The 12,908-nt window shown below is 62.6% G+C and carries 16 protein-coding genes; 10 read left to right on the top strand and 6 right to left on the bottom strand.

Annotated features, from left to right (window positions below):
- The first annotated feature begins 45 nt into the window (after positions 1 to 45).
- Genes DSOUD_RS18870 through aat form a run of 3 tightly spaced genes read left to right on the top strand, consistent with a single transcriptional unit; the run spans position 46 to position 3,349 of the window.
- Positions 46 to 351, top strand: coding sequence for an ATP-dependent Clp protease adaptor ClpS (locus DSOUD_RS18870; RefSeq protein ID WP_423739499.1), 306 nt, complete (start codon positions 46 to 48; stop codon positions 349 to 351).
- A 22-nt stretch (positions 352 to 373) separates the two neighbouring features.
- On the top strand, positions 374 to 2,620 hold the full coding sequence (clpA, locus tag DSOUD_RS12125; RefSeq protein WP_053551258.1) for an ATP-dependent Clp protease ATP-binding subunit ClpA: 2,247 nt from the start codon (positions 374 to 376) through the stop codon (positions 2,618 to 2,620).
- 18 nt (positions 2,621 to 2,638) lie between these two features.
- Entirely contained in the window at positions 2,639 to 3,349 is a 711-nt protein-coding gene (gene aat / locus DSOUD_RS12120) for a leucyl/phenylalanyl-tRNA--protein transferase (protein ID WP_053552378.1), read from the top strand.
- 213 nt (positions 3,350 to 3,562) lie between these two features.
- On the opposite strand, the gene DSOUD_RS12115 is transcribed toward aat, so the two are convergent.
- Together DSOUD_RS12115 and DSOUD_RS12110 are read right to left on the bottom strand one after the other, a co-directional pair.
- Positions 3,563 to 4,291 carry a PilZ domain-containing protein gene (locus DSOUD_RS12115; protein WP_053551257.1) on the bottom strand — a complete coding sequence of 243 codons (729 nt, stop codon included), beginning with the start codon at positions 4,289 to 4,291 and terminating at the stop codon, positions 3,563 to 3,565.
- A gap of 148 nt (positions 4,292 to 4,439) precedes the next feature.
- Positions 4,440 to 4,979, bottom strand: a complete 540-nt coding sequence (locus tag DSOUD_RS12110; protein WP_053551256.1) for a cytochrome c3 family protein — start codon at positions 4,977 to 4,979, stop codon at positions 4,440 to 4,442.
- 140 nt (positions 4,980 to 5,119) lie between these two features.
- Between DSOUD_RS12110 and DSOUD_RS12105 the strand changes: the two genes are divergently transcribed.
- The 3 genes from DSOUD_RS12105 (at position 5,120) to DSOUD_RS12095 (ending at position 7,446) form a co-directional block, all read left to right on the top strand.
- Positions 5,120 to 6,232 (top strand): THUMP domain-containing class I SAM-dependent RNA methyltransferase, encoded by a 1,113-nt coding sequence (locus tag DSOUD_RS12105; protein ID WP_157671860.1) that lies wholly within the window; start codon positions 5,120 to 5,122, stop codon positions 6,230 to 6,232.
- A gap of 123 nt (positions 6,233 to 6,355) precedes the next feature.
- Positions 6,356 to 6,550, top strand: coding sequence for a 30S ribosomal protein S21 (gene rpsU, locus DSOUD_RS12100; RefSeq protein ID WP_053551254.1), 195 nt, complete (start codon positions 6,356 to 6,358; stop codon positions 6,548 to 6,550).
- A gap of 260 nt (positions 6,551 to 6,810) precedes the next feature.
- Positions 6,811 to 7,446: a DUF3047 domain-containing protein gene (locus DSOUD_RS12095; RefSeq protein WP_053551253.1), complete on the top strand. Its 636-nt coding sequence runs from the start codon at positions 6,811 to 6,813 to the stop codon at positions 7,444 to 7,446.
- Positions 7,447 to 7,461: 15 nt separating this feature from the next.
- On the opposite strand, the gene DSOUD_RS12090 is transcribed toward DSOUD_RS12095, so the two are convergent.
- Positions 7,462 to 8,385 (bottom strand): diguanylate cyclase, encoded by a 924-nt coding sequence (locus DSOUD_RS12090; protein ID WP_053551252.1) that lies wholly within the window; start codon positions 8,383 to 8,385, stop codon positions 7,462 to 7,464.
- 146 nt (positions 8,386 to 8,531) lie between these two features.
- Between DSOUD_RS12090 and DSOUD_RS12085 the strand changes: the two genes are divergently transcribed.
- On the top strand, positions 8,532 to 8,717 hold the full coding sequence (locus tag DSOUD_RS12085) for a hypothetical protein (protein ID WP_053551251.1): 186 nt from the start codon (positions 8,532 to 8,534) through the stop codon (positions 8,715 to 8,717).
- An 11-nt stretch (positions 8,718 to 8,728) separates the two neighbouring features.
- Here DSOUD_RS12085 and hgcB read toward each other — a convergent pair whose 3' ends face one another.
- Genes hgcB through DSOUD_RS12070 form a run of 3 tightly spaced genes read right to left on the bottom strand, consistent with a single transcriptional unit; the run spans position 8,729 to position 11,378 of the window.
- Positions 8,729 to 9,013: a mercury methylation ferredoxin HgcB gene (gene hgcB, locus DSOUD_RS12080; RefSeq protein WP_053551250.1), complete on the bottom strand. Its 285-nt coding sequence runs from the start codon at positions 9,011 to 9,013 to the stop codon at positions 8,729 to 8,731.
- 58 nt (positions 9,014 to 9,071) lie between these two features.
- Entirely contained in the window at positions 9,072 to 10,268 is a 1,197-nt protein-coding gene (gene hgcA / locus DSOUD_RS12075) for a mercury methylation corrinoid protein HgcA (protein ID WP_264175408.1), read from the bottom strand.
- A gap of 45 nt (positions 10,269 to 10,313) precedes the next feature.
- Entirely contained in the window at positions 10,314 to 11,378 is a 1,065-nt protein-coding gene (locus tag DSOUD_RS12070; protein WP_053551249.1) for a 3-deoxy-7-phosphoheptulonate synthase, read from the bottom strand.
- Positions 11,379 to 11,674: 296 nt separating this feature from the next.
- On the opposite strand from DSOUD_RS12070, the gene DSOUD_RS12065 reads away from it, so the two are divergent.
- The 3 genes from DSOUD_RS12065 to DSOUD_RS12055 are packed head-to-tail and all read left to right on the top strand — an operon-like array spanning position 11,675 to position 12,824.
- The gene (locus tag DSOUD_RS12065; RefSeq protein WP_053551248.1) at positions 11,675 to 11,971 is read left to right on the top strand and encodes a YggT family protein; all 297 of its coding nucleotides are present in this window, start codon (positions 11,675 to 11,677) and stop codon (positions 11,969 to 11,971) included.
- A gap of 11 nt (positions 11,972 to 11,982) precedes the next feature.
- The gene (locus DSOUD_RS12060) at positions 11,983 to 12,531 is read left to right on the top strand and encodes a DivIVA domain-containing protein (protein WP_053551247.1); all 549 of its coding nucleotides are present in this window, start codon (positions 11,983 to 11,985) and stop codon (positions 12,529 to 12,531) included.
- Entirely contained in the window at positions 12,531 to 12,824 is a 294-nt protein-coding gene (locus DSOUD_RS12055; RefSeq protein WP_053551246.1) for a DUF167 domain-containing protein, read from the top strand. Before DSOUD_RS12060 ends, DSOUD_RS12055 begins: the two co-directional genes overlap by 1 nt.
- Positions 12,825 to 12,908: the final 84 nt, after the last annotated feature.

Below are 12,908 nucleotides of genomic sequence, written 5' to 3'. Positions count from 1 at the left end.
GGCCGACATGACGATTACGGGTCGGAGGGACAGGATGTGAGCAGGATTGCGCCGGCAGGGGCCCCAAAAGTATCGGAGAAGACCGGCATCCAGCGGGAGTCGCCGCCGTTGTTCAAGGTGCTGATGCATAACGACGATTACACCACTATGGAGTTCGTGGTGGAGGTTCTGGAGAGCGTTTTTCACAAATCGTCTCCGGAAGCCAACCGGATCATGATCAACATCCATGTCCGGGGAATCGGTTATTGCGGGACCTATCCCTTTGAAATTGCAGAAACCAAGGTTGTCAAGGTGCATGGCCTGGCAAGGGCCGAGGGGTTTCCCCTGAAGTGTACCTTGGAAGAGGCCTGAGGCCGGGAGATAGAGAAAGCCGATGTTCAGCCAGGATGTGCAGATCGCCTTTTCATTGGCCGTGCGGGAGGCACAGCGCCGTCACCACGAGTACCTGACGACGGAGCACGTTCTTTTTGCCATGCTCTTCGAGGAGCACGGTCAGGAGATCGTCACCCGCTGCGGCGGGGATCTCGAAGCCCTCAGGGAAGAACTGGAAAACTTCTTCTCCCTGCAGATGGAAACCCTCCCCGGCGACGAGGAGTTTATCCCCGAGCAGACCGTCGGCCTGCAGCGGGTCCTGCAGCGCACGGTGGTGCACATGCATGCGGCGGGGAAAAAGGAAATCACCGTCGGCGATCTTCTGGCGGCCATCCTCGAAGAGCAGAACTCCCATGCCGCCAGTTTTCTCGAACGCCAGGGACTCAGCCGCCTCGATGTCCTCAACTTTATCTCCCACCAGGTGGGCAAGGATTCTTCCCCCGCGCCAAAGCCGGCGACTCCGGACAAGGAGGAGGCCCCGCCGGCGAAAACGGCTCCGGGCCGAAATCCCCTGACGGCCTATACCGTCAACCTCCTCGAACGGGCCCGGCAGGGGAAGATCGATCCCCTCATCGGCCGCGCCGAGGAACTGGAACGGACGCTTCAGGTTCTCTGCCGGCGGCGCAAGAATAACCCCATCTACGTCGGCGAACCGGGCGTCGGAAAGACCGCTCTTGCCGAGGGGCTGGCGCTGATGATTCATCGCGGCGAAGTTCCCGAACTGATGCGCGACAGCGTGATCTATGCTCTCGACATGGGGGCGCTTCTGGCCGGGACCAAATTCCGCGGCGACTTCGAGGAGCGGCTCAAGGGGGTTCTCGGCGCCCTGGCCGGCCGCCCCGAGGCGATCCTTTTCATCGACGAAATCCATACCATCGTCGGTGCCGGCGCCACCAGCGGCGGCTCCCTCGATGCCTCCAACATCCTCAAGCCGGTGCTGGCCTCGGGGGATCTGCGCTGCATCGGTTCGACCACCTACGAGGAATACAAAAACCTCTTCGAGAAGGACCGGGCCCTGTCGCGGCGTTTTCAGAAAATCGACATCCTCGAGCCGACGGTGGAGGAAACCTACGCCATTCTCAAGGGGCTCAAGGGCTATTACGAGGAGCACCACGGGGTTCGTTACCGCGATGAGGCGCTGCGTGCCGCCGCCGAACTTTCGGCCCGGCACATCAATTACCGGCATCTCCCCGACAAGGCCGTCGACGTCGTCGACGAGGTGGGCGCCTACGCCCGCCTCCATCCGCAGAAAAAGAAGACCATCGGTGTCGCCGAGGTCGAATCGATGGTCGCCCGGATGGCTCGCATCCCCGAGCGGACCGTCTCCGGTTCCGACCGCCAGCGGCTGAAGACCCTCGACCGCGACCTGAAGAAAAAGGTCTTCGGCCAGGACCCGGCCATCGACGCCCTGAGCCGCTCCATCCTCCGCGCCCGGGCCGGACTGGGCCATCCGGAAAAGCCGGTGGGCTCCTTCCTCTTTATCGGCCCGACGGGAGTCGGCAAGACTGAGGTGGCGCGGCAGCTGGCGGCCCTCCTCGGGATCGAATTCCTTCGCTTCGACATGAGCGAGTACATGGAGAAACACTCGGTGGCGCGCCTGATCGGGGCCCCGCCCGGATACGTCGGCTTCGACCAGGGGGGCCTCCTCACTGATGCGGTGGTCAAGCACCCCTATGCGGTCCTCCTCCTCGACGAGGTCGAAAAGGCCCATCCCGACGTCTTCAGCATTCTCCTTCAGGTCATGGATCACGGAACCCTGACCGACAACAACGGCAAGAAGGCCGATTTCCGCAATCTGGTCCTGATCATGACCAGTAACGCCGGGGCCCGGGAGATGAGCGCCACCCCCATCGGCTTCGGCGACCTCGTGGCGGCCACCCCCCGGCAGGCGGTGGAAAAGGCCTTCTCCCCCGAATTCCGCAACCGCCTCGACGCCATCATCTCATTTCAGGCTCTCGGCGAGAAGGTCATGGCCCTTGTGGTCGACAAATTCGTGGCGGAACTCCAGGAGCGTCTGGTTCAGCGGCGGGTCCTTCTCTTCCTCTCCGCCGCCGCCCGCCTCGAGCTGGCCCGGCGCGGTTATTCCCCGGTGTTCGGTGCCCGGCCGCTGGGGCGGCTGATCCAGACGGAGATCAGCGACGTGATCGCTCACGAAGTCCTCTTCGGGCGCCTCAAGGGGGGAGGGGAGGTCCGGATCGGTCTGCGGGACAAGAAACTCGTCTTCACCTACCGGAGCGAAGGGGAATAGGGACTTTTGCCCCGCACCATGCCCGTCTATCAACTCATCAGCCAGCTGGTCTTCCCCCCTCCGGAGCTCGCCGAGCCGGAGGGGCTTCTTGCCGTCGGCGGCGAACTCTCCCCCGAACGTCTGCTCCTGGCCTATTCGAGCGGCATCTTCCCCTGGTACAACGAAACCGACCCGATCCTCTGGTGGTCACCGGACCCGCGCTGCATCCTCGAACCGGACCGCCTGCGGGTTTCGCACCGCCTCGCCAGGACGCTGCGTCGCGGGACCTTTGCTGTGACCTTCGATCGCTGTTTCAACGCGGTCATCGAAGGTTGCGGCGCGGTGCGCACGGAAAAAGGGGAGGGGACCTGGCTCAGTGGCGACATGATCGACGCCTACCGGCGGCTTCATACGCTGGGGTTTGCTCATTCGGTGGAGTGCTGGCAGGGAGAACATCTTGTGGGGGGGCTCTACGGGGTGGCGCTGGGGCGCTGTTTTTTCGGGGAGTCGATGTTCCATCGCCGGACCGATGCGTCCAAGGTCGCGTTCGTGACCCTGGTGCGCCGCCTCCGGGAAGAGGGGGTCGGGCTGATCGACTGCCAGCTGCCGACGGCGCACCTGGCGTCCCTCGGCGCCGAGGAGATTCCCCGCAGCGATTTCCTGCAGCGTCTGCGCGCCGGCGGTGTCGTCCCTTCCGCCCATCCCGAACGCAGTCCGCTCTTGTCTAGGAGCCTGTCGGACTATCCATGAGCCGGCTGCAAAATCGTCTATTTGGTCCATATCCGAGCTCCTTTTCGACCAATAGAGACGACTATTGGCTCTCAAACGAACTCGAATCTGTCCTCAAATATCCAATTTTTCGCTTCGGCCCGAATAGTCCGACAGGCTCCAAGTCACTGAGAGGGGCGGTCGCCAAACGGCGGCGGGGGGAGCGGAAAATTGACCGGGGTCGGCGGGAGGGTTTCAGTCCGCTTTTTCCTGCTCCTGGACGCTCTTGCGCAGGGATGCCTTGACGAAGGCGCCGATGCGTTTCTGGTCCGCCTCGAGAATGTTGATGAACTGCATGCCGACCAGTTTCCGGCCCTCTTTTTCTTCCCCGGCGAGCCAGACGACTTCGGCGAGGGCGCAGATCGGCGGGGTTTCGTCGAGTTTGATCAGGAGCATGCAGAGGTCGGCGATCTCCACCGGCAGTTTAATGGCGAAGCGGATCCCGGTGGTGCTGAGGTTGGCGGAAATGCGGGGGAAGGCGGGGAGTTTGTCGAGGTTGCGGCCGTCGGCGATGATCCGGATGTTTTTTTCCCATTGGGCGCGAAAGGTGCGCAATGCCCCCTGACCCTTGGTATACCCCAGGCCGATGGTGATTTCCTGGCGGTCGCTGGCCCGGCGCTTGAAGATCTGTAGATCGTTGTTGAGATTCAGCCGGATCTGGTCCGGCCCCTTCTGGGCGCGAAAGCGGCCGGTCAGGCGCAGTCCCATCCCCATGCTGTCGGAGAGGATTTCAAAGGGCATCCCCTCGGAGAAGGGGATGTTTTCCCCTTCCTGAAACCGGTAGGGGAGGTTGAGATCGAGATAGCCGGCGCCGCATTCCTGCAGATAGGCCGTAAAGACCTCCAGGCGGTCATCTCCCGCTTCGCTGGAGAGGGAACGGAGGTGGATCTTCTGGCCGGGTTTGAAGTACTGAAAGTAGCGCACGGTTTTTCTCCTTCTCTCCGCCGCCCGGTGGGGCAGGACGAGGGACTCCCATACATATTCCGTTCCACCTGATCGGCCGTCAGTCGTTACGGAGACAAAAAAGGAGCGGCCGGGCCGCTCCTTTTTTAGTGCGAAGGAGCGGGTCCTGTCACATTGCGTGGCAGGTTTCGCAGTTCTCCCCGACGGTAAAGGCGGTGTTGCCGTCGTGGCAGGCGCCGCAGGACCGGCCCCCTTCCATCTCGGTCATGGTGGCGGTGTTCTTCCCCTGGGCCGGCTTGAATATCCCCGGGTGACACTCGCCGCAGCCGTAGAGTCCTGTGTGGACCTCGTGGCTGAAGGTGGCGTCGCCGGCGTCGGGAACCTTGAAGACGATGTCCCGGGTCGGATGGCACAGGGAGCAGTCATCTTTGACCGAGAAGGCGCGGGTGCCGTTATGGCAGGCGCCGCACGATTTCCCCTGCGCCATGTCGGCCATGGTAAAGACGGGGTTCTTTTTGACGACGATGTTGAAAATGGCATTGTGGCAGGAGGGGCAATTCTTGCCGACCGCCTCGAGATGGTTGTTGTGACTGAAGACGACCGGACCGGTCGCTTCGACGGGCATGACAACCTGATCCTTGATCCAGCGGGCGCAGACCGCGCTGGGGAGCAAAACCAGCAGGGCGACAATCAGCCAGCGATATTTCATGGGGCCTCCTCGGAGATAGATAAACTCGTTGCATTATACAGAAATTGACTTGCAGTCCAACCATTTATTTGCCGGCGACAGGCGGATTGCCGCCGGAGGGACTCTGTGCTAGGATGCCGCGGCACCATTCGGAGGATTGATTGAAAAAAACATCGGAGCAGTTGTTCGCCGTGACCGCCCCCGGCCTCGAAACCGTCTGCGCCGCAGAACTCAAAGCCCTCGGGATAGGCGAGGTGCGGGGGGTCGGCGGCGGGGTGGAGTTTGCCGGGGGATTGCGCGAGCTCTATCTGGCCAATCTGTGGCTGCGGAGCGCCAGTCGCGTGGTCGTCCGGGTCGGTGCCGTGAAATGCAGCGATTTTCCCGATCTGTTCCGGAAGTCGTCCCGCCTCCCCTGGGGAAAATTTCTCTCCCCGGCGACCCCGGTGGCGGTCCGGGCCGTCTGCCACCGTTCGCGCCTCATGCATACCGGGCGCATTGCCGCCACCATCGCCGAGGGAATCGACAGCGCCCTGGGACGCTCCGCTCCGGCCGAGGGGGGAGAAACGCAGCAGATCCTGGCGCGCTTCGAGGATGACCTCTGCCTTCTTTCCGTCGACAGTTCCGGCGAGCTTCTGCACCGCCGCGGCTACCGGGTCGAGACGGCCCACGCCCCTCTCCGCGAAACCCTCGCAGCCGGACTCCTGCAGCTGCTGGGCTGGCAGGGCGACAGAGCTCTTTTCGATCCCATGTGCGGCTCCGGAACCCTGGTGATCGAAGGGGCGCTCCTGGCCGGACGGCGGGCGCCGGGGATGGATCGTAATTTTGCTTTTATGAACTGGCCCGGCTATCGCCCCGGGCTCTGGGAGGCTCTGCGGTCCGAGGCCCGGCGGGGAGAGAAGACCCCGGCCGTTTTTCTGTCCGGATGCGACCGGGATGTGGGGGCGATCGATGCCGCCCGGCGCAACGGCGAGCGGGCGGGCGTCGGCGAAGCCGTCGTCTGGGATGTGCGGGAGCTGACCGAACAGGCGCCGCACCCCGGGCCGGGCCTTCTGCTGTGCAACCCTCCCTACGGCGAGCGCCTCGGCCGGGGGGAGGACCTGCGCCCCCTGTATCGCCAGTTGGGACAGGTCTGTCGCGCCTCCTTCGCCGGCTGGCAGGTCGCTATTCTCTGCCCGGACGAACGTCTGGCCCGGGCCACCGGCCTCCCTCTTGAAAAACGGGCCGGACTGGTCAACGGCGGGATTGACGTGACTCTTTACTCCACGCACAACTGATTCTTCCGGCGCGTATTTCTCCTTGCATTTGCCCCGGGAATAGACTATCGTCTGCACTTGTGTTTCACGGGTCTTCGCCGACTGTGGGGCCAGATAAAGATCAGAAAGCGAGGTGATTGGTCCGTGGAAATCCAGGTTATCGACAACAACGTCGAAAAAGCCATCCGGGTGCTCAAGCGCAAGCTGCAGCAAGAGGGTCTCTTTCGTGAAATGAAGCAGCGCAAATTTTACGAAAAACCGAGCGTCAAGCGCAAGCGCAAGGAGAAGGAAGCCCAGCGTCGTCTGCGCAAGAAATTGCGCCTGATGCGCCCCGAGTAATCCCTCGTATTTGTTTGTTTCTGGCAGAAGGGCCGGTCCATTGGACCGGCCCTTTTTCTTTTATCCCACAGATTTCCCGAATTCGCTTTCGTTGTCCCTTTATCGGAAAGCAAGTTGGAAACAGGGTTTTTAGCCACCAAGACACGAAGGCACCAAGAAAATCCATTGAAATACTCAGTTTCCTTGGTGTCTTGTAGGGTGGTCAGTTTTGACTTTTACGACAAATGCACATACAAATGACTCAAGGGGAGGTGGGGGCGATGGTGCGATGGCTGCTGCTGGTGCTGTTTCTTTGGTGCGTTCCTGTTACGGCGGGAGACCGGGTAATTCTCATCGACGATTTTGAGGCCGGATTGAATTCGGACTGGAAGGTGAAGGAATTCCGCGGCGAGACCGAATATCGCGTCGTGGCCGAAGGAAACGGCCACTGCCTCCAGGCCCGGAGCACGGCAAGCGCCTCGGGTCTGGTCCGGGAGATGAAGTATTCCCTCCAGGACTTTCCGGTTTTGCAGTGGCGCTGGAAGGTGGACAACGTACTGGCTCGCGGCGATGCCAGGACGAAGGGGGGAGACGACTACGCGGCCCGGGTCTATGTGGTTTTCCCCCACTGGTTTCCCCCGAAGACCCGCAGCATCAACTACATCTGGGCCAACCGCCTGCCCCGCGGCAGCCATATTCCCAACCCCTTTTTCTCCAATGCCGTCATGGTTGCGGTGGAAAGCGGCGCGGAGAGAACCGGCGCCTGGGTTGATGAGCGGCGCAGCGTGCTGGAGGATTACCGGACCATCTTCGGGGAGGAACCGCCAGCCGTGGGGGCGATTGCCATCATGACCGACACGGACAACACCGGCGAGTCGGCGCGGGCCTGTTATGACGACATCGTGATTTCACGGTAGGAACCGTGACGGACTTCAGGGGGAAGCCAGGACGACGCGGTTGCGTCCGTCTTGTTTGGCTCGGTAGAGAGCGGTATCGGCCTGGCGGATCAGATCGTCAGCATGGACGGAGGAGCCTGGCGAGACGACGGCGACTCCGGCGCTGATGGTCAACACGAGATCCGGGGCTCCCTCCCTGGCAAAAGAGAGATTGGCGGTCAGTTTCCGCAGCCGTTCGGCGACGGCGCCGGCCGCCGCCAGTTCCGTCGACGGGAGGACCAGGACGAACTCTTCGCCGCCGAAGCGGGCTGCCGTGTCGTAGGGGCGCAACTGTCCCTGGAGGAGGGCGGCGACGGCGACCAGCACGGCGTCGCCGACCTGGTGCCCGTAGGTGTCGTTGACCCTTTTGAAGTGGTCGATATCGACCATCACCAGCGACAGGTGGATATCAGTGCGGCAGCTGCGTTCGACTTCCCTGTCGAGGGTGTCCATCAGGTAACGCCGATTGTGCAGGCTGGTCAGCGGATCGGTGTTGGAGAGCTGCAGAAGGAGCTGGTTGCTCTTTTTCAGTGCGTCCTGGAGGGTTTTGATCTTGAGCTGGACCCTGACCCGGGCCATCAGTTCCGCCGGGTCGAAGGGTTTGGTGACGTAGTCGCTGGCCCCCTGATCGAGGCCGCGGATTTTGGTTTCGAGGTCTTCCCGTCCGGTGAGCATGATGACCGGGACATCCTTGAGTTCACCCCGGGCGTTGCGCATGGCGAGAAACTTGAAGCCGTCCATCCCCGGCATTTCCAGGTCGCAAACGATGACGTCGAAGGCCTGGTTCAACGCCGCCTTGAACCCTTCCATGCCGTCGGCCGCTTCGTGGTACGTCTCGAAGAGCGTCGTTTTTCGCAGGGTCGTCAGGATCTGCTGGCGCACCAGGGCCGAATCGTCGATGATCAGAATTGAATGTCCCATGGTCCCCGCCCAAAGATTTTTTTTAATCTATGCTTGCGGAATATTTTTGTAAAGGCAAAACGGATTCCCCTCTCTTCAAGCGGTCGGCCTCTTTCCGGTTATACTTGATAGAGAACGTGGTTACCCGAGGAAAAAGGAGGTACAGCATGTCCCTTGTCAAAACATGGTATGACACCGAAGCGGCCGCTTCCAAGTATGGGGTGGAGAAGAGTCGGGTACTCGAATGGGTCGAGGAAGGGTTGGTGCGCTGCGAGCGCGAAGGAGAGACGGTTGTACGGGTCAATATTGATGATGTCCGGTTGCAGGTCGAAGACCTGGTGCGCGAGGCCTGAAGGGAGGGGGCTCAGCAGCAGCTTTCGCCGCCGCAGTCGCAGCTCGGCTCCTTGCCGGTCAGCCAGCCGTAGATGATGGCGCTGGCGCAGCCGACACCGGCCTTGACGGCGAGAGCTGCGACCGGGCAGTTGCGGGCGCAGGCGCCGCACTCCATGCAGCGGTCGAGGTCGAGGATGCGCGCCTTCTTCTCCTCGACGGAAAAGACTCCGTGGGGGCAGACCATGGCGCAGAGTCCGCAGCCGATGCAGACTTGCCGGTCGAGCTTCAGGGTGCTCACCTCTTCCAGATAACGCATTGCTCTCCTTTATGACCCGGTCCCGGGTCAGAGTTTTCCGGCAAATTCCCCAGTCAGATCAAAACGCCGCGGCAATCCAGAATATCGCCGCCAGCAGAAGGGCCGTCCCCTGCAGCGGGATGGCGCGGCGCATCTCTTTTTCGACGCCCGAAGGGGATGTGAAGGTGGACGAGCCGGTGAAGTTCATGGCGCAGTAGGAGGCGGCAGCGGAGAGACCCAGAAGGAGCGCGCCTCCCTCGAGGAGGGATATTTTTCCCGGCAGCGCCAGAAGAACAACGGTTGCGACGGCGGCTCCGGCAATCCCCCCCTTGAGGGCGAAGGCCCGTCCGGGAATCCACGGGAGGGCGACGGGGGTGAGAACGGCGCCGGTGAGCAGGGCGGCGAAGAGGGCGAGAACCGCCGCAACGCCGCGGGTGAAAACGCCGCCGAGGGTGAAGACGCCGGGGCCGATGCCGCCGAGGACCAGGAGAATTGCCGAGACCCAGAGGGCGGTCTTGAGCATCCCCGTCAGTTCGACGGGGGTGAGAACCAGCCGCTCGAGGGTGGTGAAGGTGACCCGGCGCATCTGCGCCGTCGCCACCCCGTCCGCCGCCAAAAAAGCCTTGAGATCGGAGGCCCGGACTGGGCCGTAGAGGACCCGGAAACCGGACTCCCTCTGGACCTCGTGGGCGGCGACCCCGGGAGCGCCGAGCTGGGGGAGAATCAGGGTGCGGTGCCGGACGACCTGCTCCAGCCTGGCGGCCCGGATACGGCGCACGACCTCCTCCGTCCCGAAGGTTCCCTTGCCGGCGGCGCACCAGACGTTGATGCCGTAGGTTTCCAGAACCAGAATCCACAGGTTTTGCCCCTGAAGCTCCCGGCGCAGGGTGTCGAAGGTGAGTTTGTAGTTGGCGGTCACCAGGACCGGGGCGTCGCTGTCCGGACGGCCGACGGCGTAAAGCCCGGGGGTAATCCGGTACCGCGTCCGTCCGAGACCCCAGCGCATCTGCCAGCGGCCGAAAATATCCCTCTTTTCAAGGCGGGTGGCCACCTGGGGAACCGGTCCCGCTCCGGTTTCAATCCAGCCGGTGACGAAGGACCAGAGCTGCACCCCGGGGTGTTCGCCGCGGTTCGTCGGAGAGGGCGGGGGGGGAAAAGAGACCTCGGCCCCCTCCCCGGTGGCGGCCTCGACGTCTGGGGCTGCGGGCACCGCTCCCGGCGGCGCTTTCGGCGGTCAACAGCGGGGTTTGGCGATGTCGTCAGGGTTATTCGTCATGGTCTCGTCCGAAAAAAGGGGAGGTGCGGCAAGGGCGGTTGCGATTCAGATCGGGCGGCCGCCGCATTTCTTCAGCTCGGCATGGGCGTGGCGCAGCATCCGCTCGGTGGTCGCCCAGTCGACGCATTTGTCGGTGATGGAGACGCCGTAGGCGAGCTCCTTGAGGCTTTTGGCGATCGGCTGGTTCCCCGCCTCGAGGTAGCTTTCGATCATCACCGAGCAAATGGAGCGGTTGCCGGCGACGATCTGATTGATGACGTCGGAGAGGACCTCTTCCTGGCGTTCATGATTTTTGTAGGAGTTGGCGTGGCTGCAGTCGACCATGATCGCCGTGGGGAGCCCCGACTTGCCGAGGAGTTCCTCGGTTTTGCGGATGTCCTCGGCCCGGTAGTTGGGGCGGTCGTTGCCGCCGCGCAGCACGATATGGACGGCGGGGTTGCCGGTGGTCTGAACGATGGCGCTGCGCCCCTCGTTGTTGATGCCGAGAAAACTGTGGGGGTGGCGGGCGGCCGACATGGCATCGAGGGCAATCTGCAGGTTGCCGTCGGTGCCGTTTTTGAAGCCGACGGGGAAGGAGAGGCCGCTGGCCATCTCGCGATGGGTCTGCGACTCGGTGGTGCGGGCGCCGATGGCTCCCCAGCTGACCAGGTCGGCCAGGTAGTGGGGGGTGACGGGGTCGAGCATCTCTCCGGCCACCGGCAGCTCCAGATCGGTCATGGCGGAGAGGAGGCCGCGTCCGACGCCGAGCCCCTTGGAAATCTGGTGGGTGCCGTTGAGATCCGGGTCGTTGATCAGCCCCTTCCAGCCGATGGTGGTGCGCGGCTTCTCGAAGTAGACCCGCATCACCAGCAGGATCTGGTCGGAGAGTTCCTTGCCCAGGGCCGCCAGGCGCTCGGCATACTCGAGGGCGCCCCGGGTGTCGTGGATGGAGCAGGGGCCGACCACCGCCATGAGCCGCCGGTCCTGGTTGGCGAGGATCGCCTTGATCTGATCACGGGAACTGGTGACGAATTCGGAACCCTGGTCCGAAAGGGGAAAAACCAGCTTCAGGTCGTCCGGCGCGATGATCGGCTTCAGGGCGCGAATATTGAGGTTGCTCGTGCGTTTCATGTTTGACCCCCGGTAGTGTTATTGCGTCAGGGAGTGCGCCCCCTCGGGGCCCGGGATCCCATGACGAGGCGCATAATGTATCCTTTTTGGGAGCCGATGTCAAAAACCCGGTGACGTTTCCGGACCCCGAGGGAGCGGGGAAAGCGTTTGACACCCCAGCACCATTTCTGTATAAATGGAAATTTATTGGTTTCTGGCGTGAAAACCGTTATTTACAAGTAACCGCACCTTGGCGGCACTTATGGTGTCGGAGGCTGGGCGTCTCCGCCCCGACGCGGAAGAGGGAAAGGAAAAATATGGCGATCCTCCGAGAGCTTATCCTGGCCGTCGCCCAGGTGATCGATCTGGTCTTCAGCATCTATCTGTTTATTGTTATTGCCCGGGCGCTCATCTCCTGGGTCAGCCCGGACCCCTACAATCCCATCGTCCGTTTTCTCCACAGCGCCACCGACCCGGTCCTGAACCGCATCCAGCGTATTCTTCCGGTGAATTTCGGAGGGATCGACTTCTCCCCCGTGGTCCTGCTGATCGCCCTCTCCTTTCTCCAGCGGATGATCAGGGCGGTGCTCTACCATCTGGCCGCCGGTCTTTGACGAGGAGCCCCATGCGAATCACCCCCATCGACATTCAGCAGCAGCAATTCAAAACTCGCCCCCTGGGATACGAGAAGGCCGGCGTCGATCATTTTCTCGAGATGATCGCCGCCGAACTGGAGCGCCTCCATCGCCAGAACATGGAATACAAGGAGGATCTGGCCCGCACCCGCGCATCCCTGGAGGAAATGCGCGCTCGCGAGGCGACCCTCAAGGACACCCTGGTGACGACCCAGAAGGTGACCGACGACCTCAAGACCAATGCCCGCAAGGAGGCGGAAATCCTCATCGCCGATGCCCAGTTGCGCGGCGAGCGGATCGTGCGGGACGCCGAGCAGAGGCGTATCCAGATGATCAGCGAAATCCAGGAGATTCGGCGCCAGAAGATCTCCTTTGAATCGAGCCTGCGGGCCCTCGTCGAGAGCCATATCCATCTCCTTAACCTCGAGGTGGTTCAAATGGAAAAAGGGCGGGACGATCTGATGCTCGAGGAATCGCTCCCCTTTACCCCCGCCGGCGGTTTTTCCCGCAAGGGCGGCCCCGATCGCGAGGGGCGCTGATGGCCCCCTGGCTCCATGCCGCGGAAGGGGGCGTCACCATCGACCTGTTCGTGCAGCCTCGGGCCAGCAAAAACCAGATCGTCGGTGTCCAGGGGGACGAGCTCAAGGTGCGCCTCACCTCGCCCCCCGTCGACGGCGCCGCCAACAAACTGTGCGGGGAATATTTCGCCAAACTCTTCGGCGTCGCCAAGGGGGAGGTGACCCTGGTGGCCGGGGAGCGCTCGCGCCACAAGCGCCTTCTGGTCCGGGGGATGACGGTGGATGAGGTCCTGCGGGCCGTCGACATCCCCTAGTGTCCCCTTGAAAAAACGGCTCCGTCCCCCATTCTTGCCTTCCTCCGCGCCTTAATCGCAGCCCCGCACCGCCAAAGGACCCGG

The sequence above is a fragment of the Desulfuromonas soudanensis genome, assembly GCF_001278055.1.
In the GTDB taxonomy this organism is placed as follows: Bacteria; Desulfobacterota; Desulfuromonadia; order Desulfuromonadales; family WTL; genus Deferrimonas; species Deferrimonas soudanensis.
The sequence above is the reverse complement of the archived record's forward strand: the minus strand, read 5'-3'. Positions and strand labels throughout refer to the sequence as shown.

What these genes read in the sequence shown, in the direction of transcription:
- clpA (WP_053551258.1), top strand. Translation starts at nt 374, where the DNA reads ATGTTCAGCCAGGATGTGCAGATCGCCTTTTCATTGGCCGTGCGGGAG.
- aat (WP_053552378.1), top strand. Translation starts at nt 2,639, where the DNA reads ATGCCCGTCTATCAACTCATCAGCCAGCTGGTCTTCCCCCCTCCGGAG.
- DSOUD_RS12110 (WP_053551256.1), bottom strand. Translation starts at nt 4,979, where the DNA reads ATGAAATATCGCTGGCTGATTGTCGCCCTGCTGGTTTTGCTCCCCAGC.
- DSOUD_RS12095 (WP_053551253.1), top strand. Translation starts at nt 6,811, where the DNA reads ATGGTGCGATGGCTGCTGCTGGTGCTGTTTCTTTGGTGCGTTCCTGTT.
- DSOUD_RS12090 (WP_053551252.1), bottom strand. Translation starts at nt 8,385, where the DNA reads ATGGGACATTCAATTCTGATCATCGACGATTCGGCCCTGGTGCGCCAG.
- DSOUD_RS12085 (WP_053551251.1), top strand. Translation starts at nt 8,532, where the DNA reads ATGTCCCTTGTCAAAACATGGTATGACACCGAAGCGGCCGCTTCCAAG.
- hgcB (WP_053551250.1), bottom strand. Translation starts at nt 9,013, where the DNA reads ATGCGTTATCTGGAAGAGGTGAGCACCCTGAAGCTCGACCGGCAAGTC.
- DSOUD_RS12070 (WP_053551249.1), bottom strand. Translation starts at nt 11,378, where the DNA reads ATGAAACGCACGAGCAACCTCAATATTCGCGCCCTGAAGCCGATCATC.
- DSOUD_RS12065 (WP_053551248.1), top strand. Translation starts at nt 11,675, where the DNA reads ATGGCGATCCTCCGAGAGCTTATCCTGGCCGTCGCCCAGGTGATCGAT.
- DSOUD_RS12060 (WP_053551247.1), top strand. Translation starts at nt 11,983, where the DNA reads ATGCGAATCACCCCCATCGACATTCAGCAGCAGCAATTCAAAACTCGC.
- DSOUD_RS12055 (WP_053551246.1), top strand. Translation starts at nt 12,531, where the DNA reads ATGGCCCCCTGGCTCCATGCCGCGGAAGGGGGCGTCACCATCGACCTG.